The 21,024-nt window shown below is 43.0% G+C and carries 22 protein-coding genes; 9 read left to right on the forward strand and 13 right to left on the reverse strand.

The features are described from left to right. Window positions 1-171: 171 nt before the first annotated feature. From GNF10_RS19330 to GNF10_RS19340, 3 genes are all read right to left on the reverse strand, one after another. Entirely contained in the window at window positions 172-894 is a 723-nt protein-coding gene (locus GNF10_RS19330) for a cyanoexosortase B system-associated protein (protein ID WP_185581235.1), read from the reverse strand. 187 nt (window positions 895-1,081) lie between these two features. Beyond that, a complete protein-coding gene (gene crtB, locus GNF10_RS19335) occupies window positions 1,082-1,975 on the reverse strand; it encodes a cyanoexosortase B (RefSeq protein ID WP_185581234.1) in 894 nt (297 codons plus the stop codon). A 123-nt stretch (window positions 1,976-2,098) separates the two neighbouring features. Then, window positions 2,099-3,292, reverse strand: coding sequence for a DegT/DnrJ/EryC1/StrS aminotransferase family protein (locus tag GNF10_RS19340; protein ID WP_185581233.1), 1,194 nt, complete (start codon window positions 3,290-3,292; stop codon window positions 2,099-2,101). Window positions 3,293-3,843: 551 nt separating this feature from the next. Here GNF10_RS19340 and GNF10_RS19345 point away from each other — a divergent pair. Both GNF10_RS19345 and GNF10_RS19350 read left to right on the forward strand, forming a co-directional pair. Beyond that, a complete protein-coding gene (locus GNF10_RS19345) occupies window positions 3,844-5,397 on the forward strand; it encodes a GAF domain-containing sensor histidine kinase (RefSeq protein ID WP_185581236.1) in 1,554 nt (517 codons plus the stop codon). A gap of 195 nt (window positions 5,398-5,592) precedes the next feature. Further along, a complete protein-coding gene (locus tag GNF10_RS19350) occupies window positions 5,593-7,011 on the forward strand; it encodes an IctB family putative bicarbonate transporter (protein WP_185581232.1) in 1,419 nt (472 codons plus the stop codon). 63 nt (window positions 7,012-7,074) lie between these two features. Here GNF10_RS19350 and GNF10_RS19355 read toward each other — a convergent pair whose 3' ends face one another. Both GNF10_RS19355 and smpB read right to left on the reverse strand, forming a co-directional pair. Beyond that, entirely contained in the window at window positions 7,075-7,356 is a 282-nt protein-coding gene (locus GNF10_RS19355) for a WGxxGxxG family protein (protein ID WP_185581231.1), read from the reverse strand. Between the two features lie 182 nt (window positions 7,357-7,538). After that, window positions 7,539-8,006 (reverse strand): SsrA-binding protein SmpB, encoded by a 468-nt coding sequence (gene smpB / locus GNF10_RS19360; RefSeq protein ID WP_012407256.1) that lies wholly within the window; start codon window positions 8,004-8,006, stop codon window positions 7,539-7,541. Window positions 8,007-8,699: 693 nt separating this feature from the next. Between smpB and GNF10_RS19365 the strand changes: the two genes are divergently transcribed. Continuing rightward, window positions 8,700-9,383 carry a response regulator transcription factor gene (locus tag GNF10_RS19365; protein ID WP_185580699.1) on the forward strand — a complete coding sequence of 228 codons (684 nt, stop codon included), beginning with the start codon at window positions 8,700-8,702 and terminating at the stop codon, window positions 9,381-9,383. 27 nt (window positions 9,384-9,410) lie between these two features. Here GNF10_RS19365 and GNF10_RS19370 read toward each other — a convergent pair whose 3' ends face one another. The 5 genes from GNF10_RS19370 to murC all read right to left on the reverse strand — a co-directional run bounded on the left by GNF10_RS19370 (window position 9,411) and on the right by murC (window position 13,177). Next, window positions 9,411-9,890 (reverse strand): low molecular weight protein-tyrosine-phosphatase, encoded by a 480-nt coding sequence (locus GNF10_RS19370; RefSeq protein ID WP_185580698.1) that lies wholly within the window; start codon window positions 9,888-9,890, stop codon window positions 9,411-9,413. 236 nt (window positions 9,891-10,126) lie between these two features. Then, window positions 10,127-10,474: a YbaB/EbfC family nucleoid-associated protein gene (locus tag GNF10_RS19375; RefSeq protein ID WP_012407253.1), complete on the reverse strand. Its 348-nt coding sequence runs from the start codon at window positions 10,472-10,474 to the stop codon at window positions 10,127-10,129. Between the two features lie 2 nt (window positions 10,475-10,476). Beyond that, the gene (locus tag GNF10_RS38675) at window positions 10,477-10,611 is read right to left on the reverse strand and encodes a hypothetical protein (protein ID WP_260446311.1); all 135 of its coding nucleotides are present in this window, start codon (window positions 10,609-10,611) and stop codon (window positions 10,477-10,479) included. Beyond that, a complete protein-coding gene (murB, locus tag GNF10_RS19380; RefSeq protein WP_185580697.1) occupies window positions 10,604-11,605 on the reverse strand; it encodes a UDP-N-acetylmuramate dehydrogenase in 1,002 nt (333 codons plus the stop codon). The genes GNF10_RS38675 and murB overlap by 8 nt, the downstream gene beginning before the upstream one ends. A gap of 126 nt (window positions 11,606-11,731) precedes the next feature. Further along, entirely contained in the window at window positions 11,732-13,177 is a 1,446-nt protein-coding gene (gene murC, locus GNF10_RS19385; protein ID WP_185580696.1) for a UDP-N-acetylmuramate--L-alanine ligase, read from the reverse strand. A 402-nt stretch (window positions 13,178-13,579) separates the two neighbouring features. Here murC and nadD point away from each other — a divergent pair, with 402 nt between their 5' ends. Both nadD and GNF10_RS19395 read left to right on the forward strand, forming a co-directional pair. Continuing rightward, the gene (gene nadD / locus GNF10_RS19390) at window positions 13,580-14,206 is read left to right on the forward strand and encodes a nicotinate (nicotinamide) nucleotide adenylyltransferase (protein ID WP_185580695.1); all 627 of its coding nucleotides are present in this window, start codon (window positions 13,580-13,582) and stop codon (window positions 14,204-14,206) included. A 116-nt stretch (window positions 14,207-14,322) separates the two neighbouring features. Beyond that, entirely contained in the window at window positions 14,323-15,336 is a 1,014-nt protein-coding gene (locus GNF10_RS19395; RefSeq protein ID WP_012407249.1) for a type I glyceraldehyde-3-phosphate dehydrogenase, read from the forward strand. An 87-nt stretch (window positions 15,337-15,423) separates the two neighbouring features. On the opposite strand, the gene thiL is transcribed toward GNF10_RS19395, so the two are convergent. Beyond that, the gene (thiL, locus tag GNF10_RS19400) at window positions 15,424-16,446 is read right to left on the reverse strand and encodes a thiamine-phosphate kinase (protein ID WP_185580694.1); all 1,023 of its coding nucleotides are present in this window, start codon (window positions 16,444-16,446) and stop codon (window positions 15,424-15,426) included. Window positions 16,447-16,535: 89 nt separating this feature from the next. On the opposite strand from thiL, the gene GNF10_RS19405 reads away from it, so the two are divergent. Then, entirely contained in the window at window positions 16,536-17,117 is a 582-nt protein-coding gene (locus GNF10_RS19405; protein ID WP_185580693.1) for a Uma2 family endonuclease, read from the forward strand. A 61-nt stretch (window positions 17,118-17,178) separates the two neighbouring features. On the opposite strand, the gene GNF10_RS19410 is transcribed toward GNF10_RS19405, so the two are convergent. Further along, window positions 17,179-18,285 (reverse strand): peptidylprolyl isomerase, encoded by a 1,107-nt coding sequence (locus tag GNF10_RS19410; RefSeq protein ID WP_185580692.1) that lies wholly within the window; start codon window positions 18,283-18,285, stop codon window positions 17,179-17,181. A 236-nt stretch (window positions 18,286-18,521) separates the two neighbouring features. Here GNF10_RS19410 and efp point away from each other — a divergent pair, with 236 nt between their 5' ends. From efp to GNF10_RS19425, 3 genes are all read left to right on the forward strand, one after another. Further along, a complete protein-coding gene (efp, locus tag GNF10_RS19415) occupies window positions 18,522-19,079 on the forward strand; it encodes an elongation factor P (RefSeq protein ID WP_114083704.1) in 558 nt (185 codons plus the stop codon). 108 nt (window positions 19,080-19,187) lie between these two features. Further along, window positions 19,188-19,745 (forward strand): acetyl-CoA carboxylase biotin carboxyl carrier protein, encoded by a 558-nt coding sequence (accB, locus tag GNF10_RS19420; RefSeq protein WP_185580691.1) that lies wholly within the window; start codon window positions 19,188-19,190, stop codon window positions 19,743-19,745. Between the two features lie 75 nt (window positions 19,746-19,820). Next, window positions 19,821-20,168, forward strand: coding sequence for a metalloregulator ArsR/SmtB family transcription factor (locus GNF10_RS19425; RefSeq protein ID WP_012407243.1), 348 nt, complete (start codon window positions 19,821-19,823; stop codon window positions 20,166-20,168). Between the two features lie 99 nt (window positions 20,169-20,267). On the opposite strand, the gene GNF10_RS19430 is transcribed toward GNF10_RS19425, so the two are convergent. Next, window positions 20,268-20,879 (reverse strand): GerMN domain-containing protein, encoded by a 612-nt coding sequence (locus GNF10_RS19430; RefSeq protein ID WP_185580690.1) that lies wholly within the window; start codon window positions 20,877-20,879, stop codon window positions 20,268-20,270. Window positions 20,880-21,024 lie beyond the last annotated feature (145 nt).

Below are 21,024 nucleotides of genomic sequence, written 5' to 3' on the forward strand. Positions count from 1 at the left end.
TAAGTAGGTTGGTGCAATTAAAGCTAACTAGTAAAGGCTGTCATTTGTCCTTTGTCATTGGTCATTAGTAAGGACTTTAAGACTATTTACGTTTCATAACATAATTTGGTTTATTTCTACCAACTTACTTACTTCTGATAAATCTCTGCACAAAGGCATTCATCAGATACTTTACAAAGGGCCTGCCATCAATGTACTCTGCACTGTTTCCCCTATAGACTTGGCTAAAAACCAAGATGTTTCTACCTGTCCTAAAGGTTCCATCGGGATCAGAATGCTCACGCTTACCCAGGGAATACGTTGCTTGCGCCACTGGGCCACTTGATCTGCCAAGAACCAATGGAAAGGTGATGGATTTCCGCCGTCTGGCATTGCATACCATTGCAATACAGCGAAGGTTTGCTGTGGTGTGGCAGCACGAAAAAACCTAGCTTCTACTTTAGTTTCAACATTAGAAGCTAACTTTGCAGACGGTTTCACAGTAAATTCGGCAGAACGAGATTGTGCTATATCCCACTTTCCCCAGCGCGATCTTCCCCAGCCGTTAACATCTGTCCACTCTACCTCTGGTTGATCCATAGGCCCATTTTGTGGCAGTAAAAGCAGGATTGCCTGGGATTGAGAACCTTCTTTTTTAAGTACCTGCAAAGACCATTTATGTTCGCCAATTTGCTGTTCTGATTGTTCAATAGTTTGCCAACCAGGAAGAGCTAATCCAGTCTTACGAATTTCTCTTAATTCGTTGAGGGTGGTAACAGGTGCTGGCTGTTTCCATTGCCACTTTCCTGTCAGGTATCCAGGAACCCCTGCTATTGCTAGTAGTAATAGCAATAACAAAAGTGCCGCTACCTGACTCAATTGGTTTTCCTTGAAAAACTTGGAGAATGAAATCATCAGTAAAATTTGTGATACTTAGGCAAAATTTTACTTTATAAAATCACATCGTGAGTTCAGTAATATTTATGAGTAGATAAGAAGCAGGGGAGCAGGGGACAAGGGGGAATTATTGAACAAGTCTCTCTCTTGTTTCCCCCCTCTTCCTTGTCTCTTCTTCATGTTCAATGCCCAATGCCCAATAGTTCTAACTTTCTATTTCTTGCTCAGTTTCTACAGATGTTGAAAAATAGTGATTAATCCAATTCAGCAGGGGCACTAATGACACCAGCATACAAGCAGAGTACAAGTCACCACCCCAACCATCATGTAGCCATTTAAAAGCTGCTTCTTGACCTGTGCCGTGAAAGAAAGTCAGTAAAGTGTTACGAATGATATTGGCAGTAGTACTAACGATCGCAGCAAGAGATAAAAAAGATATGGTTGTGCGCCGTGAAGATAAAGCATCTGTCCAATAAAGCAGCATCAAGCCAACGTAGAGAGTCGTGAACAACATTTTCAACCCTGCACAATAGGGGGCAACTTCTACAATGCGTCCTCCCACGTAGAGATTGATTTCATTTACTGTTACGTCCATACCAAATTGATTCAATATGAAACCTGCCGTACCAGCAATGAAGCTTTGCAGAGGCAATGTATAGGGGGCAATGAGATAGGGTGCTGCCGTCGGGGTGGCTAAAAATACCAGTAGCAGGGGGAATCCTTGCGATCGCAAACCTGCTATTCCTTTAAACCACAAACATAATCCTGCCAGGATAACGGGTAAGGAAAGGTTAACCCACTCTGTAACACCACTAAGATAAAACACTGCCCCTAGTAACAATAAAACAGCGCTCAAAGGATGTGTGGTATCTGGTAAACGTACCCACTTTTTTCGGTTTATCCACGCCAGATAAGCCGCAAATGGTAAACCAATAATCCCGTGGCTGAAATATTCGTGTTCTGTACTGATATTTTTATTCAGCCAACCATCCAACCAGTGTAGCAATATAGGAGCATAGAGCAGCAGTAAAACGCCTATAATAGCTAGATTCAATAAGTCTGAGGCGTTTCTTTTTTTAATCTGTTGCTGGAGTGCCATAATTTTGATTGGTCATTGGTCATTGGTCATTGGGCATCGGGCATCGGGCATTGGGCATTCGTTATTTGCAAATGACAAATGACCAATGACAAATGACAAATATCTTATTAGTATGAATTAACTTTAGGCTACCACGCTGTCAAGACCAGCATTGGAGGTTTCATCTACCTTAGAAGTTGTTGAGACTGCATGAGCGATCGCAGCTACAACTTCTTTAACTTGGCTACTGCTCAAACCAGGATACATTGGTAATGATAATATTTGCTGTGACAGTTTTTCTGCTTGGGGAAAATCTCCCGCCTGATAGCCTAAATTGCTGAATGCTGGCTGGAGATGACAAGGAATTGGGTAGTGAATACCAGTTTGAATTCCCACGGCTATGAGTTTTTCCTGGAGTTGCTGGCGTTCTATTGGGCAAGAATCATCAACTTTAATGACATAAAGATGATAAACGTGTCCTGTATCACTTTGGTTTTCCATAGGAATAATACCAGTAGTTGCCAAAGGTGCTAGTTCAAGATCATACTGCTGGGCAATAGTCAAGCGATCGCGATTCCACTGTGGCAAATATGGTAATTTTTGGTGCAAAATAGCTGCTTGTAAAGTATCTAAGCGGCTATTCGTACCGGGTTCAGTATGAAAATACTTTTGCGATGCACCATAATTTCGCAAACGCCCCATCTTCTGGGCGACATCTGAATCTCTTGTCAGCAGCATTCCCCCATCCCCAAATGCTCCTAAATTTTTGCTGGGATAGAAACTAAAAGCTGCTGCTATTCCTACAGAACCAGCGTGATATCCGTCTCTTTGGGCAAGGTGTGCTTGGGCGGCATCTTCAAAAATTAGTAGTTTGTAGGTATCAGCAAATTTGATGAGTTCACGTGGCGATACCATTTGTCCATAGAGATGTACAGGAATAATTGCTTTAGTCTGAGGCGTAATTGCCTTTGCTGCGGCCTCTAAATCAATTAAAGCTGTTTGGCGATCGCAATCTACCAGAATTGGCTTCGCGCCAGCGCGGATAACTCCAATCAAGGTTGCGATAAAAGTGTTGGCTGGTAAAATTACCTCATCACCAGCACCAATATTACAAGCTTGCAATCCGAGAGCGATCGCATCTGTTCCTGATGCAACACCAACACCATAAGCTGCCCCCGATACTGCCGCAAATGCTGCTTCAAAATCTGAGAGTGCTTGCCCTAAAATAAAATCTCCCTGTTCCAATACAGATTGGATTGCATATTGCAATTGCATTTGAATTGGTTCGTGTTGCAACTTCAGGTCTACAAAAGGAACTCTAACAGCCATTTTATTCATTAGTAGTTGTCCTCAAAAAATATTTCCTCAAATGGAAAAAATAAAAAAGCCCACACAATTTTCAGCATGAAATTGTAATAGGTTAAATCTATTCGATCGAGACTTATATAAACTATCTAGAATTGTCAGCCATTAGTGCTAGCTGTTATAAGTAATAACTGCTATAAAATTTACCCAATTATAATTTTTTAAGTTAATTTACTTAGAGTTCGCCAGTAATAATTTTTCCTTCTGTACATAAAGAATGACAGTTCCTTTGTATTGTATCCTTAGGGTTAGCTTACCCTGGTTGAATCCAAATCTAACGCAATCTGACTGTAAAATCCCAAGCAATAAAGACTACAGCAGTACCAAATAAAGAATATCCAGCACCAGTAATTAGCAACTTGTGCATACCGCATCGCCGAGTTAATGGAAGGGAGAAAAAAATTTTGCCCTAAATTTGTTTGTCAGAGGCAAAATTAGGGAATGCTTAAAAATAGCAATTGATAACCTAGAAATAGGACTTGGATCAATTACACAATAGAGAAATTATTAAGGTAGCAGTGGCAATGATAGAGCCTGAAAACAAATTATTTGCCCTAAAGGATGGTTGGGATTCTCATGAATCAAGAGAACAGCAACGCCTAAAAGCTTTGTCGGATTTAGGTTTGCGGCAACCAGAAACGATTCCGGTTTTTGAAGAAGCCACACAGACTGCTGCCCACTTTTTGGAAGCACCAATTTCCATATTGGGATTTGTGGATCAAGAACGTCACTGGTTTAAGTCAGCAGTGGGCTTATCTAGGCTAGGGCTAATGAATCATTTGGCACAAAGCCGCCAACTGTCACGCAGGGAATCTTTCTGCACTCAGGTTGTAGAGAGTCTTCAAATATTTGTAATTAATGATACACATAAACTTACAGACCCAGTACTTGTTAGCAGCAGGCTGGTGCAGGATTATGGTATTCGTGCTTACTTAGGAGCGCCACTTATTGATGCTGAGGGACATTGTTTAGGTGCGTTGGCAGTGATGGATTTAGTGCCACGCAATTTTACAACCCGAGACATTGAATTTTTACAAATCATAGCTCGTTGGAGCATGAGTGAATTTGAGCGTAACCGACTTTTGCAAGGCAAACTGGAATCAACCACTCTCAAGACTGCTCCTATATTTTCACTTAATGACGAACGTAACACTGAAATTAAAATCACCGCACCCACTCAAGATAGCGACTCTGTTTCTACCAAGCAACTGAAATTGGAACTTTTGGGTCAGTTAACTCAGGAGTTACGCACGCCTTTAACATCTGTACTTGGTATGGCTAGTGTTTTAGGGCGTGAAATTTATGGGCCTTTGACGACTAAGCAAAGAGAATATTTAGAAATTATCCAACATAGTGGTCGGTATTTACTTTCCCTAGTAAACGAAATTACCGAACTAGGAGCTATGGATGAAAACTCAACTGTACTGAATTTAGCTCCTGTGGATATTGAAATGCTATGTCAACAAGCTATCAATACCCTTGAAGAAGTGGCTAATCGCCGCGAGCAAGACATTCGCCTCTCTATAGAACCGGGACGTAATCGCATTTGGCCTTTAGATAAAGACAAGGTGCGGCAAATGTTATATCACCTGGTTTTCAGTGTGATTCAACTTTCGGCTACAGGTAGCATTGTTCGCATCCATGTTTCTTACAAGGAAGATACGCTCAACATTACTATTTGGGTTTCTCATCCCTGGTTAGGGGACGGCATTACAGAGGTTGACCCCTACTTCCGTCTCAATTCTTTGTCGCTGCTAGAGTTAACCGGTGAGGTCGCAACTTACAATACTCATATAGAAGGACAACAGCAACTAGAGACTTCATCAGTAGCAGTGGACAATTCAAAAAGCCTGAGTGATTCCCACTCCAATTTTCTTGCTGCGAGTTCCGGTCTAAATTTAGCTAAATTACATGGAACCCTTTCTCGTGAAAGCTTGGGTCTATTGCTAAGTTGTCAACTAGCAGAGTTGCACGCTGGACAAATTTTGATTCAAGGTTCACCAGAATCAGGATATCGTTATGTGCTTTCTTTGCCACTGCAACTGGCAACTCCCTCGCAAGCAATTAGTGATGTCTAATCACACCCAGTAGAGAACAGATTACAGGTGATAGGGAATAGGGAAAGACAAATTCATACTTTGTTATGTAGTAAGTACATGAATTAAAAGCGTCATTACTAATTTACAAACTACGTTATTACCTTTTTATAGCCATAGGCATTATGATCAAATCCAAGTTCTGCGTCGGCAGGCTAATTGATCGCAATGTTTTTTATGAATTTAGTCTGGCAACTATTTACTTTATCATCTTTACCGCTCAAAGAATATCTTGCTACCAGTTACGTACACCGTTCTCTGGTGGGACTGTTAAGGTCTTGGCGGCAAACCAGCGTCTTGATTCAGTGGGGAGATGCGATCGCATCTGTATTACTCAGCTCAATATATGCCCTTGCACCTTTTGCTTCGAGTACGTTGGTAGGTTTGTTACTGGTGGCTTGTGTGGGATTTTGGCTGTTGTTGACTTTATCTGATGAAGTCACACCAGCAAATGTCTCGTCAGTCACTCCCATTCACCTACTGGTATTGCTCTACTGGGGAGTTGCCGTAATCGCAACAGCACTATCACCAGTCAAAAAAGCGGCACTTAACGACTTGGGAACGTTGACCTTGTATTTGCTACTATTTGCCCTTTGTGCCAGGGTATTAAGGTCGCCTCGCCTCCGGTCTTGGATTCTCACCCTTTATCTGCACGTATCCTTAATTGTCAGTGTCTATGGATTGCGGCAATGGTTTTTTGGAGCCACAGCACTGGCAACTTGGGTTGATCCGGAATCTCCTCTGTCTAAGACTACAAGGGTCTACAGTTATTTAGGAAATCCCAACTTATTGGCTGGATACCTCTTACCAGCAGTAATTTTTAGCTTGGTGGCAATTTTTGCATGGCAAAGCTGGCTCAAAAAAGCTCTCGCATTAACAATGTTGATTGTCAATGCTGCCTGCCTGATCCTGACTTTTAGTCGTGGCGGTTGGATTGGACTAGTGGTGGCAGTTTTGGCTGTGATGGCATTGCTAGTTTTTTGGAAGAGTGTGGAAATGCCTCCTTTTTGGCGTACTTGGTCGCTGCCCATCGTCTTGGGAGGTTTAATTGGGATATTACTCTTAGCAGTGATATTTCTAGAGCCAGTTCGCCTGCGGGTGTTCAGCATTTTTGCTGACCGTAAAGATAGTAGTAATAATTTTCGTCGAAATGTGTGGGATGCTGTCTTTGAGATGATTCGCGATCGCCCAATTTTCGGCATTGGCCCTGGTCATAACTCTTTTAATAAAGTTTATCCCCTCTACCAACGCCCTCGTTACACCGCTTTGAGTGCTTATTCGATTTTGTTTGAAGTGACTGTAGAAACTGGGTTTGTTGGTTTAGCCTGCTTTCTCTGGCTAATAATCGTTACATTTAATACGGCGCTTTTGCAAGTGCGACGATTGCGACGATTGAGAAGTGTAGAGGGATTTTGGTTAATTGGAGCGATCGCTATTTTGTTGGGTATGCTAGCTCATGGGACTGTAGATACTGTCTGGTATCGTCCTGAAGTCAATACCCTCTGGTGGCTCATCGTTGCTTTAATTGCCAGCTATTGGACACCTTTAACTCAAAACCAGACGAATCCATCTAACCCAGAACCAGCAGTAAACTAACACGAGCAAATTGTCAGTTGTTTTTCTACTGAACAACTGACAAATGAATGAATTTTGAATTGTCTAGTCCCTGTAAGTAGTCGCACCTGGGGCATTAGGGTCGCGATAAGCAGTCGGTTCGTTATCACGCTTTTTACCAGCCAAACCAGCCAAACCAGCTAGACCAATTAATCCTAGCCAACCCCAATCAAAATCGTTGCGATTGTCATAAGTGGTCGTTCTGGGAGCAGTATTAGCTCCGGGATCAGTTGTCGTCTGAGCTTGTGCAGATAGAGTTAAAGGTAAAATTCCCAGACTCAAGGTGAGAACGCCTGCGCCAACAGCTGTAATGAAATTACTTTTCATAAGTTGTGACAATTCCTTATGCCATCCGAAGTTACTGACCACTTTATCGATTCCCAAGCTTAATAAAATCAATCTGCGGCTATAAACTAAGGCTTTTTATAAGTCACGCTGTGGACATACAACATGGTTTTCACAGCAATCTGTTTCTCACTCTGGTGTGGTAGTTTGAACCACAATTATCCTTAATAGCTTTTCATTGCGCGTTGAATATCACGCTGATCTTGCCGTCGTTTCAGGTCTTCTCGCTTATCGTGGAGCTTTTTACCTTTGCCAAGGGCTATACTCACTTTTACCCAGCCGCGTTTGAGATACATTTTCAAAGGGATTAAAGTTAGACCTTGCTGTTCTACTTTGCCAATTAGCTTGCGGAGTTCTTGACGATGCAACAGCAGCTTTCGTGTCCGCCGTGGTTCATGATTAAAATATTGTCCACTGGCGTTGTAGGGCGAGATATGAATATTGATCAACCATGCTTCGCCATTGCGAAGCAAAGCATAGCCATCTTGGAGATTTACTTTACCCGCACGAATTGACTTAACCTCGGTTCCTGTCAACTCAATTCCGGCTTCGTAAGTTTCCAGAATTTCATACAAATAACGGGCTTGACGGTTGTCAGCAATAACTTTGTAACCTTCGTTCTTGTCGCTCATTGATAATTTTGTGCGTTTTAAATGTACCTAAAAAATTATTTGGATTGCCTGGCAAATTATAGGGTATTCGTTATAACCGCTATAAATATTGAACTGTATATCACTAATTTAGCTTTTCTAAGTTCACAATTAAGAGTTATCAGGTAACTTTAAATTACCTAATATTGATTACATCTGAGGTTTATCCAGAACTTGAGGTGTAATCCTCAAGTTTCACCAAGCTCGATTTTGTACAGTTTCACAAAGACTTGGTAAGTAAATCGGAGTAAATAATTAAAGGTTTGTAGTATAGCTTGTTGGCTATCTTGCTACAAGACGTTACTCGTAGAAAGGGCTGAAGCCATCTCTACAAACTTATTTCACTCATGGCTACTTAACTTATATTTTGGTAAATTACTGATAAAGTTAATAATAATTTATACTATAATAGAAATTTAATCTGCCTTATTAATGAGTTGTTACAAATTAAAAAGCTCTCTATGCTTCCTAATCTGAGGGAGTTAAAGGTGAGTTTCACTTCGTTAACCTTACAAAAGATTTAAGATTTTCTTTATAAATCAGCCCTGAAGGCAGTCATTACCTGGTAATCCTGTCATAGTATGAAACATAAGAACACTATTCTTGCCAGTGTTCACCCATGAAGCGCGTAGAAGCAAATTTCTGAGTAAAAAAAATGCTAGGGGTGTATTGTCCATGCCCTTGACGATCCTTGTAGTGGATGATGATTTGGGCACTCGTCTGTCTGTTAGCGACTATCTTGAACTGTCTGGCTACTCAGTGATCACGGCTAATGACGGTCAAGAGGCTTTGTTTATGGTGGATGAGTATAATCCTGATTTGATTGTCACGGATATCATCATGCCACAGATGAATGGCTACGAACTGGTGCGTAGGGTGCGTCAACAGCCAATGTTTCGCTTATTACCTGTTATTTTATTAACAGCCCGGACTAAGACCCAGGAAAGAATTCTGGGCTATCAGTCAGGGTGCGATTTATACTTACCCAAACCATTTGAATTGGAAGAGTTAGCAGCAGCAATCCGCAATCTTTTGGAGCGATCGCAAATTATTCAATCGGAATATCGCTTTTCTCATAAAGAGAGTTTGGGCATTTCCGGCTCTACAAAACCGGGGGATGCCCATAATTCTCTGTCTACTAAAATTCAGACATCCCACTTACACTCATCCCTAACTCATAGAGAACAAGAAGTCTTAGAGTTATTGACTCATGGTTTGTCTAATGCCGATATGGGTCATCAGCTACACCTGAGTCCTCGCACAGTGGAAAAGTACGTTAGCAGTTTATTGAGAAAAACTTCAACCAGCAACCGAGCAGAATTAGTGCGTTTTGCTATGAAGCATGGTTTAGTCGAATAAAAAAGGTGAGGAGTTAAGAATTAAAACTCAGAACTCTTCACTTTTAACTTTTGTGAGCAGACCTTCACAAGCATCAATCAGTAAATCAATAACCTGATTAAATCCGTCTTGACCACCGTAGTAAGGATCTGGAACTTCCTTTAAGGTGTGTCGAGAGCAACACTCACACATCAAACGCACTTTATGCTGATATTGCTCAGTGCGATCGAGAGCGAGGATATTATCATAATTTTCTTGATCCATCGCCAAAATTAAATCAAAGTCTTGAAAGTCTGACTTTTGAAACTGGCGTGCTTGACCACGTAGTTTAATTCCCAACTTTGTAGCAGCCGCAGCACTCATGCGTCTGTCAGGTGGGCTACCCACGTGATAACTAGATGTACCAGCTGAATCACAGATGATGGCATCGCTCAAGCCTGCCTGCTCAATTAGATGATTCATTATGTTTTCTGCCGATGGCGATCGGCAGATGTTACCTAAGCAGACAAATAGCAACTTGTAGGGCATAGATATTTTTGTCCTCTGTCAATAGTCATTTGTCCTTTGTCTTTTGACTAATGACGCTTCTCTTTCAGAGACGCTAACGCGAACGGGTGAAGCTCCTGCGTGGCTATCGCTTTGCTAACACCAGTTGCTCATGGGGAAACCCCCTTGGCACTAGCCTCTCTCTTTGGGAGAAGACCGCACTGGCTCACCAATGACTAATGACCAATGACTAATGACCAATGACTAATGACCAATGACTAAAATCCAGGTAACTCCAACCCACTGGTTAATTCTTCCATACGTTCCCGCATTGTTGCTGTGGACTTGTTGTATGCTTCTTTCATTGCCACCGTCACGAGATCGGAAAGTACTTCTGCACCTTCTGCAAGAGCATCTGGAGAAATTTCTACCCGCTTGGGTTCTTGATTCCCACTGACAATCACCTTCACCAGACCACCACCAGATTCTCCTAGAATCTCCATTTGCTCCAATTCTTCTTGGAGTCGCTTTGCACCTTCTTGAACTTGCTGTGCTTTCTTAAAAGCATCGGCTAGTTCCTTCATTTTTCCTAAGCCAAAGCCAAATCCCTGTCCTTTTCCTGTCATAATTATTTGTACGCTTGTGCGTTGAATAACAAATCAAATTCAATTATAGATGCGGTAAGTAATTTGCCTCTTTTTTTACCAATAATTAATGCATCGGGGAATTGGGCATTTCTCCCCATTCCCCATTCTTTATCCACAAGCACCTTGAAACTCCCCAAGCATTTTGACTTCTGGCTCTAAATTAATAGACCAACGTTCTTGTACCTGATGTTGGATGTGGCGAATGAGACAGAAGATATCACTAGCTTTGGCCCCTCCACGGTTAACGATGAAATTAGCATGGAGTAGTGCCACTTGCGCTCCACCAATTTGGTATCCTTTTAGACCAGTTTGTTCAATTAACCAGCCAGCACTGTAAGGTTTAGGATTGCGGAACACACTCCCACAACTGGGGAAGTTGTATGGTTGGGTGCTTAGGCGATGCTTTTTGTGTTCTTTGGTGATTGCTACAACTTTTGCTGGGTCTGCACCTGGCGCGAGTTGTAAGGTGGCTTTGGTGACTATGCGATCGCCACCTTGCAATAATGAAGTCCGGTAGCTATAACCTAACTGTTCCGGGGTAAGAGTTTCCAGCGTCCCATTGGGTGAAAGTACCTCGGCACTAACTAACATATCTGCGATACAGCTATTATGTGCCCCTGCATTCATCACCACAGCACCTCCGGCTGTTCCAGGGATGCCAACAGCCCACTCCAATCCTTGCCATCCTAATTCTGCTGCGGCCCATGCCAAACTGGGAATTGATTCTCCAGCAGCAACGGTTAATTGACCAGTTTGGGGGTCAAAGCTGCTGAAGCGGAGATGACGAGTCGCAATGACTAAGCCTGATATACCACCATCGCTCACCAGGAGGTTAGAACCGGCTCCCAGTGTTGTCACCTTTAAATCACGTTCTTTTGCGTATTTCAGACTGGCTTGCAGTGCTTCTAAGTTTCGGGGGGCAGCATACAAATCAGCTGCTCCTCCAACCCTATAGGAAGTAAAGGCTGACAAGCAAGCCTGGGGCTTGATCGCACAATCAGTATTTGGTAAATAAATTACTTCACTATCCACCGAATTAGTTGTTTGATGTTTCTTTGTATTCAAAGCAGAAACTGTGCAGACGTTTCCAACTGCCTGGGAAATGGTCATTTTTACTTTGTATGGGTAAAATTTTTACAATTAATTTACCGCAAAGATACGGTAATAGAGTTCATAGATGGAACCGTTGCTAGACGGGCGCTTTGCTCAGAAATAAAGCCTTTGCAAAGTCTCCACTTAAGATGTGGCTTTAGCAGGTTCGCAAAGTGCGGTAATTATTTCAGGAATCACCTGATTCAAGTTCCCAGCCCCTAAAAACAGCGCTAAGTCTCCTCGGCGTAATGTTTTTAACAAGTACTCATGCACTAAGGGTAAAGTTGGTTGATAAACTACCTGCGAATGGTGTTTAGCAATTTCTGCCGCTAAATCTTCACCAGTAATTTGCCCTAAATTAGGTTCACCTGCACTGTAAATATCAGTCAGCACAACCACATCAGCATGGGTAAAGGACTCGGCAAATTCTTCTAAAAAGGTCAGTGTCCGGCTATAGCGATGGGGTTGGAAGATAGCAACCACTCTTTGCCCTGGTCTTGCCTGTAAACGGGCTGCGGCAAGAGTAACGCGAATCTCACTAGGATGATGAGCATAGTCATCAATGAAGGTAATACCATCAACTTCACCGCGCAGCTCAAAGCGTCGTCTTGCTCCTTCAAAGGTGGCGATACCTTTAGCGATCGCTCCAAATTCTAAGCCCAAAACGCGACCAACAGCAACTGCTGCCAGAGCATTGCTGAGATTGTGCCGACTGAGCAGCCGCAACTTCAACACGCCTAAAGCTTTGCCTCTTTCCCAAACTAGAGCCGTGGTGCCATCAGCACGGTAATCAATATTAGTAACGGTGTAGTCAGCGTTGGTATCGGAGTGTAAGCTATAGCTGATTGTAGGTTGTAAGCGATCGCGCACTGTTGCACAGTCAATACTACCGATTAAAGTTTTGCAACCCTTAGCAAATGTCTGGAAGGTGTCAATGACTTCTTCTAATGTATCGTAATGGTCAGGATGATCGAGTTCAATGTTGGTGATGATGCCAATTTCTGGAGCGTGTTTTACCAAAGAACCATCAGATTCGTCTGCTTCAGCTACCAAATATTGGCTTTGTCCCAATCGAGCATTACCTTCCCAAGCATTGACTTCGCCACCTACTAAAATAGTTGGGTCTAGACCTGCTTCCAGAAGCATATAGCCAATCATGCTACTGGTTGTAGTTTTGCCGTGTGTTCCTGCTACTGCAATACTGTGGTAATCGGCAATTAAGGCGGCTAGTACATCTGAACGATGTAAAACTGGACAACCTAATTCTAACGCTGCTTTATATTCTAAATTATTCGTGTTAATTGCTGTTGAACAAATAACTTGAGGTAGTTTTGACTTAGTATCAGTAGGTAATTCTTCTTGTGAATTTAATACTTGAGGGCGAAAGAATTCGAGATTACTTGCCTCTTGTCTACCAAAAATATGAGCGCCGATAGATTCCAATTTGTGCGTAATGTGGTTGGGACGAAGATCCGAACCTGATACTGGAAATTGACGCTTGGCGAGGACGTATGCCAGAGCAGACATACCTATGCCGCCGATGCCAATAAAATGAAATGGTCTACCACTAAAATCTACAGAATTAGTCATTTCTTGCTCCTTTTACACCACACCACACCATAATCACAAATGACACGCGTATCATAACAGGAATTTGATTTTTACCGTAACTACTCCTATATAGTGTTTAGCTTTAATGCCCAGATGATGTTTCTGGACTGGTTTTCTTTGTTCAAAATGATTTTACCTTGGTTGGAGGTTTTTACTATTTCTGAACTGTTGTTAAGATTATTCTGAAAATTTTGGCTACATCGGGAAAGAAATTCTTGTAATGTCAAATACATATTTTGTCTACCTTACTGGAATTGGCTACATAATACATTGTTTAGTGAAACTGATTTTAAATTGCATCAAGTTTAGCCGTGAATTGACTACAATAGTACATTGGTAATGAAACTATTTTTCAATTGCATAAAACCCAGGCATAACTGGATGCAGCAACTAGCAATTTTTGGTGGCACATTTGATCCAATTCACTGGGGACACCTGCTTGTCGCCGAGACAGCAACGCAAGAAGTATCTCTTGAAAAGGTAATTTGGGTGCCATCCCTAAATCCTCCTCATAAAGAAGCAGCTTTGTTTGAGCATCGCGTGGAAATGCTGCAATTAGCCATAAAAGATAACCCAGCGTTCACTGTCTCACTAGTGGAGGCAAATCGCTCTGGGACTTCTTATGCCATTAACACTCTGATTGACTTATCTGCTTCTTATCCAAATACTCACTGGTACTGGATTGTGGGCTTGGATACTTTCCAAACCTTACCTCGTTGGTACCGTGGACACGAACTAGCACAAATGTGTGATTGGTTAATCGCACCCCGACTGCTAGGTGGTGAGACTATAACTCAAAGCAAATTAATCTGCAAGCAAGTGGAGCAACAACTAAAGGAGCAGTCGTTTACCATTTACTGGCAACTCTTGAATATACCTTTAGTAGGAGTTTCGTCAAGTCTAATTCGCAAATTGTGTCGTGAACGCCAGTCAATTCGTTATTTAGTACCGGAAACGGTCAGATCATATATTAATAACAACAGTTTCTACTCGAACAAATCTGAATAAATTATGTGTTTTTTTATTGATCTAACACTTTATGGTTAAAAGTGCCCCCCCCCTTTGCGATATGATTGGGGTCAACGATATCAACATATAAGCATAAATACAGAGGGCAAGACACTGTGATTAGAGTTGCAATCAACGGTTTCGGGCGGATTGGACGTAACTTTGCGCGTTGCTGGGTAGGTAGAGAGAATAGCCAAATCGATCTTGTCGCTATTAATGACACGTCAGACCCTAGAACCAATGCTCACCTGCTGAAGTATGATTCGATGCTAGGCAAGATCAAAGGTGCTGAGATTAGTGCCGATGATAACTCTATCATCGTGAACGGTAAGACCATTAAGTGCGTATCCGATCGCAACCCAGAAAAGTTGCCCTGGAGAGATTGGGGAATTGACCTAATTATCGAAGCAACAGGCGTATTTACTAGCAAAGAAGGAGCGCTGAAGCATGTGAATGCTGGAGCGAAGAAAGTTCTGATTACCGCTCCTGGTAAAAACGAGGATGGCACTTTTGTGGTTGGTGTGAATCATCATGATTATGACCACAACATACACAACATTATCAGTAACGCTAGTTGTACTACCAACTGCTTGGCACCTATTGCCAAGGTGTTGAACGATAAGTTCGGCATCATCAAAGGTACGATGACCACCACCCACAGCTATACAGGCGACCAGCGTTTGCTAGACGCTTCCCACCGGGATTTGCGACGGGCGAGGGCCGCAGCGATAAACATTGTACCCACCTCCACTGGTGCAGCAAAAGCAGTGGCGCTGGTTATCCCAGACCTGAAAGGCAAGCTAAATGGCGTTGCCTTACGCGTACCAACCCCGAACGTCTCAATGGTAGATTTCGTAGTTCAGGTTGAGAAGCGTACTATTACTGAAGAAGTTAACCAAGCTCTCAAAGATGCTGCTGAGGGCCCACTTAAAGGCATTTTGGACTATAGCGAACTAGAATTGGTATCTTCCGATTATCAAGGTAGTGATGCTTCTTCGATTGTCGATTCCAGCTTGACTTTGGTTATGGGCAATGACTTAGTAAAAGTTATGGCGTGGTATGACAACGAGTGGGGTTACAGCCAACGAGTTTTGGATTTGGCAGAATTGGTAGCTGAGAAGTGGCAATAATTTGTCATTGGTCACTTGTACTGAGCGACTTGCCTTGAGCGAAGTCGAAAGGAGTCGAAGTATTAGTTTTTCACAAAAGACAAAGGACTATTGACTAAAATGCTGAAATCCCTGGCTAAGGCTCAGAACTTGGTCAGGGAATTTTTTTTGTTTGTCGTGCAATAGTACTGTTGATCCAGATGTAATGTTGCCGACGATCGCAGCACCTTGACCAAGATGTTGGACTAAGGCTAATGCTGACTCTTGTGGCAAGCAAAGCACTAATTCAAAGTCTTCGCCACCGTATAGAGCATAAGCTAGCGCTTGCTCTTCTGTTAGCCAATGGTCAAAAGCTGCTGGCATGGAAATTTGTCTGCGTTCTAGGACAGCACCAACACCACTGGCGCGGCAGATTTGGATAATTGCATCTGCCAAACCATCGCTGCTATCCATACCGGCAACGGGTATGGGAGATGGGGATGCTAAAATTTTCCAGAGGATTGGTAAGACATCTAATCGTGGCTGTGGGCGCTGGTGTGCGCGGGTTAAAAACGTGCGTTCTGCATCTTTGAGGTTTTGTCCTAATTCGGGGTGTAAGAGCAGTTCTAAGCCAGCGTGGGAGGCTCCATGAACTCCTGTAACAACGATCGCATCTCCAACTACAGCAGCAGAACGGCGGATAATTCGACTAGGGTTAACTTGACCAAAAGCGGTAATTGCCAAAGTTGTCACAGGCGATCGCACCACATCGCCCCCGACAATTGAGGTATTGTATTTTTGCAAGCATTCTGTCATTCCCTGGTACAGTCGCTCAACCCAACTCACACTAACTTTACCAGGGAGTCCCAACCCGACGGTAATTCCTAGTGGAGAAGCACCCATTGCTGCTAAATCTGATAAATTGGCAGCAGCAGCCCGCCAACCAGCATCTTCTGGGGAAGTGGTGAGGTTGCTAAAATGTACGCCATCAACCAGTACATCTGTAGTCACTACCAAAGATTGCTCTGGTGCAGTCACAAGTACTGCTGCATCATCTCCAATAATTTCTGGAGGACAGAAGCGTTGCAATCTTTCTAAAAGACCTTGTTCACCAATATCTTTTACTTGTTGAGAAGATAAATCACTGTTCACAATCGGTTTTCCATGCTGAAAAATTACTAAGAAAACTGATGATTTGTTTTACTGTTTAAAATAAGGGTATCGTCTAGGAGTCAGTTGGGATGGTAACAACACCAGTAACCAGCATCACATTTGAAGAGTACTTAACCTATGATGATGGCAACGGTTTTCATTATGAATTGGTGGATGGCAAGCTAGAGCTAATGAACCCACCTACTATTGAACATTTCCTGATTGTCGATTTTTTGGATACTGCTTTCAAAGCAGAAATTAAACGTTGTAGCTCACCTTGGCTGTGTTTTCGAGAAAGTGGGGTGAGAACGGGGAGAAATAAATCTAGGTTGACTGATTTATGTGTGGTGACGCTTGAGCAAGCTAGGGAATTGTTGAATGCCTCAGCAGTATTTCAGTCACCGCCGTTACTAATTGTCGAGGTGGTGAGTCCAGAGTCGGTTAAACGGGATTATCGTCATAAGCGTTCTGAATATGCGGCCTTAGAGGTTCCTGAATATTGGATTGTAGACTCACTGGAAGCAAAGATTTCAGTGTTACTACTGGAAGATGGATTTTACGAAGAAACAGTTTTTACTGGGAATCAGGAAATTGTATCACGGACTTTTTCAGAATTAGCGATTACAGTTGATCAAGTATTCACCGACGGGAATCTAAATCAGGGGAGTTAGGAGAGACGCGATTAATCACGTCTCTACAGAAGTTAGGAATTATTCTCCCCTTGCTCTCTTCTTATGCTGCTTGCGGCTCAACCAGATTTTCTATTCCTTGAACGACTTTTGCCGATTCAATTTTGTCACCCGCTTTCAGTTTATCCAAAACTTCCTTGCCTTCAGTCAAATAGCCAAAAACGGCATAGCGACCATCTAAGAGGTTGCGTCCGGCGGGGGTGAGTTCTGGTTCAAACAAAAAGAAGAAAAATTGCGATGAACCACCATTTACTTCACTTTCGGGACGAGCCATGACTACTGCACCAAAAGCAGAGAAAGGCAGAACTGGCATATCAACATAACGACCAGCTTCTTCTAACGTAATCCCATAAGTTGGTGCTTTATCACCCTGAACTAAAACTTCTAAGGGAATAGCGCGATATTCGCCCGTCTTGGGATCAATGAAACCTACATCTTTACCTGCGGGATCTCCAGTTTGCAGAAAGTAAGATTCTTCAGAACGGGTAAATTCTAAGCCATTGTAAAAACCCCTCTGCACTAAATCTACAAAATTACCAGCAGTAATAGGGGCGCTATAACCATCTACCACAACGGTCAAATCGCCTTTGTTAGTTTTAAATTCTACAGTAGCGCGACCTTTAAGTTGTGGCAGATTACTGTATTGGGCAGGCACTTCAAAGGGGAATTCTTTCACCATTGACTCTTCTATCTGAGTCACAAGATTTAGAAGTTTGCCTCTCTCTTGCAAAATTTGTTCTTTATCTTTGTTCTTCGCCAATTCTTCTAATTTCCCCACCCCAGATTTCAACTCGGTAATCCAAGCTTCGGCTTGGGGTTGGCGTTCTGCGGGAACGCTTGTTAAGATTTGGGAGGGTTTATCGAGAATTCGGGATGCTTTGCTGATGTCTTTGGAAATAGCACTCCATCGCCGATTAGCCCGCAGTTGGGCAGAGATGTCCTCTAAACTGGCTTGTAGTTGCCGTACAGGTTTGTTATCTATCGGGAGTGCATACCGCAACAGAGCCTTGCCGTCGGTAATTGCGTTGCCGGCTGGCAGCGCGGCGCTACTGGAGGGAGTCCACCCAGCTGTAGTTATGCCTAAAAATATTGTTACCAGCAGTATTGCCATTAGGCTGTTCTTCAGCCAGGATTTTAATAAGTTAAGCATGGGATAACTCAAATGCAGCATTAAATTGTTGACTGGACGTAACCCATCAATAATCTTCCCACGTTAAGGGCGGAGGATAAATGACAAATACTTCGACTCCTTTCGACTTCGCTCAAGGCAAGTCGCTCAGTACAAGTGACATAATGACAAATGATAAATGACTAATGACAAATGCCCAATGACGACCCTAGAAGGGTACAATAAATGCCGATTGTCTTCCAAAATTTGAAAGTTTCATGATCTCCAGTAACGACTTTCGACCCGGTGTTTCGATTGTATTAGATGGGTCTGTATGGCGAGTGCTTGAATTCCTGCACGTCAAACCAGGCAAAGGTTCCGCCTTTGTCCGAACTAAGTTAAAAAATGTCCAAAGTGGGAGCGTGATGGAAAAAACGTTCCGAGCAGGGGAAACTGTGCCCCAAGCTACTCTAGAAAAAAGCACGATGCAGCATACCTATAAAGAGGGCGATGAGTTCGTCTTTATGGATATGGAAACCTATGAAGAAGGCAGATTGACCCGCGCACAAATTGGCGATCGCGTTAAATACCTGAAGGAAGGTATGGAAGCTGAAGTTATTAAGTGGGGCGACCAAGTGCTGGGAGTAGAATTGCCTAAATCTGTGGTTCTGGAAATTGTACAAACAGATCCAGGTTTAAAAGGTGACACTGCCACAGGTGGCTCAAAACCAGCAACTTTGGAAACCGGTGCAATTGTGATGGTTCCTTTGTTTATTTCTCAAGGAGAACGCATCAAAGTTGATACCCAGGAAGATAAATATATCAGCAGGGAATAACTTTCATCTCTACGGAGATGCAAGTCCCGATTGAAATCCCGACATCTGGATTAAATCCCTGCCACACTTAAGATGCTAATTTACGGATAGGTCGAGGTAATAAAAACTGTGCCATTGGACTTTAATGAAATCCGCCAACTATTGGCAACTATCGCACAAACAGATATTGCAGAAGTAACGCTCAAAAGCGATGATTTTGAACTAACAGTCCGTAAGGCTGTGAGCGTCAGCAATCAGATGTTGTCGGTAGGTCAAGCAACCTTCGGCGGTGTGGTAGGTTCTGGCTTGACATCGGGTTCATCTGGGGGAAACCAGGTGAACGCGAGTCAGGTAACGGAGGTGTCCACATCTCGCGTGTTTGAGAATACTGGTACTAGCACACAATTGCAATTGTCAGTAAATGCTCCCTCAATCATTGATCAGAGATTAGTGGAAGTGCCTTCCCCAATGGTGGGAACGTTTTATCGCGCTCCTGCGCCTGGAGAAGCGGCATTTGTGGAAGTTGGCGATCGCATCCGCAAGGGTCAAACCGTCTGTATCATTGAAGCCATGAAGCTGATGAATGAAATCGAAGCCGAAGTCTCTGGACAGGTGATGGAAATTCTTCTCCAAAATGGTGACGCTGTAGAATATGGTCAACCTTTGATGCGAATTAACCCCGATTAAGTATTAATCTATATATCAAATGAGTCATCTGAAATGAGTCATCGTTAAAACTTCAGTCCTTGCGGGTTAATCCTGATGAAACAAACGTTGCCTTTACCGCCAGAAGTGGTGCAACAAGTAGCTGAATACTTCAGCCTGTTAAGTGAGCCGATGCGCTTGCGGCTGCTCCACTTATTACGGGATGAAGAAAAATGCGTGCAAGAGTTGGTAGAGGCAACACAGACTTCTCAGGCAAATGTGTCAAAACACCTGAAGGTAATGTGGCAAGCAGGTATCCTTAGCCGCCGCAGTGAAGGAACTTGCGCCTATTACCGGGTGGAAGATGAAATGATTTTTGATTTGTGTAATCGGGTTTGCGATCGCCTGGCCACAAGGTTAGAGGAGCAAGCCCGTAATTTTCGTGTATTAAATAGCAAACGTTAGGTCAGTTGTCATTTATCCTTTGTCCTTTGTCCTTTGCTAATGACCAATGACTAATGGCTAATGACCAATGACTAATGACCAATGACCAATGACCAATAACTAAAGCTGATAATTTTTCTCAAAGCTTTCACGAGTTAGTGGCTGTTGTAACTCTACGCCTTCACCACCTAAAACATCCAATGGTTTGCCGTTCACGTCAATATAAACCTTGGCTTTGGGATTTAAACTTGTGGCAGTATAAACAACTTGTCCGACGCGACCCATCATTGATGTGCTACCACCACCACTGGTAAAATCTTCAGATAAATTAACGTGAACTTCGTCATTTTCTGATTTCAGCCCCAACAGCTTAGTTCCTTTGGGGATAGTTGTGGAATCTGTTCCTTCTGTCGGCCCTGCCAACAAACTTTGGAAAGCTGCTTCTAAAGGCTGGTTGGCTCGTATAGAAGCGACTTTAACAGGTTGGGGAACCAAAGCAACACTTTTATCTTTTGGTCTGAGCCAATAAACATTAGGGCTTTGCTCGTTAGCTGGCTGCCTAGTTGATGGCTGTGCTGGTTGAGCGATGGGCCCAGAGGGATTTGATGGTGTGGGAGGATTGCTGGAGTGTGTAGTAAACCAAGCCACACCGCCACCCACCGCTACAACCACTGCTGAAACGGCTGCAATTGCGCCTGAAGAAATGCGATTAGATCCTTGTTGGTCTTTCATGTTCAAAACCTTCCTGACTGAGGGCTGATATGGTCGTTATGTGAGGAGCAGCCTGGTTAAAGACGATACTTACAAGTAGAGAGTTTCCCGAAACCTGGAGGAGACTTTATGCCTCAAAAGGCGATTAATTTTTAATTCCGCAAGT

This window comes from Nostoc sp. UCD121, from assembly GCF_014222285.1.
In the GTDB taxonomy this organism is placed as follows: Bacteria; Cyanobacteriota; Cyanobacteriia; order Cyanobacteriales; family Nostocaceae; genus Nostoc.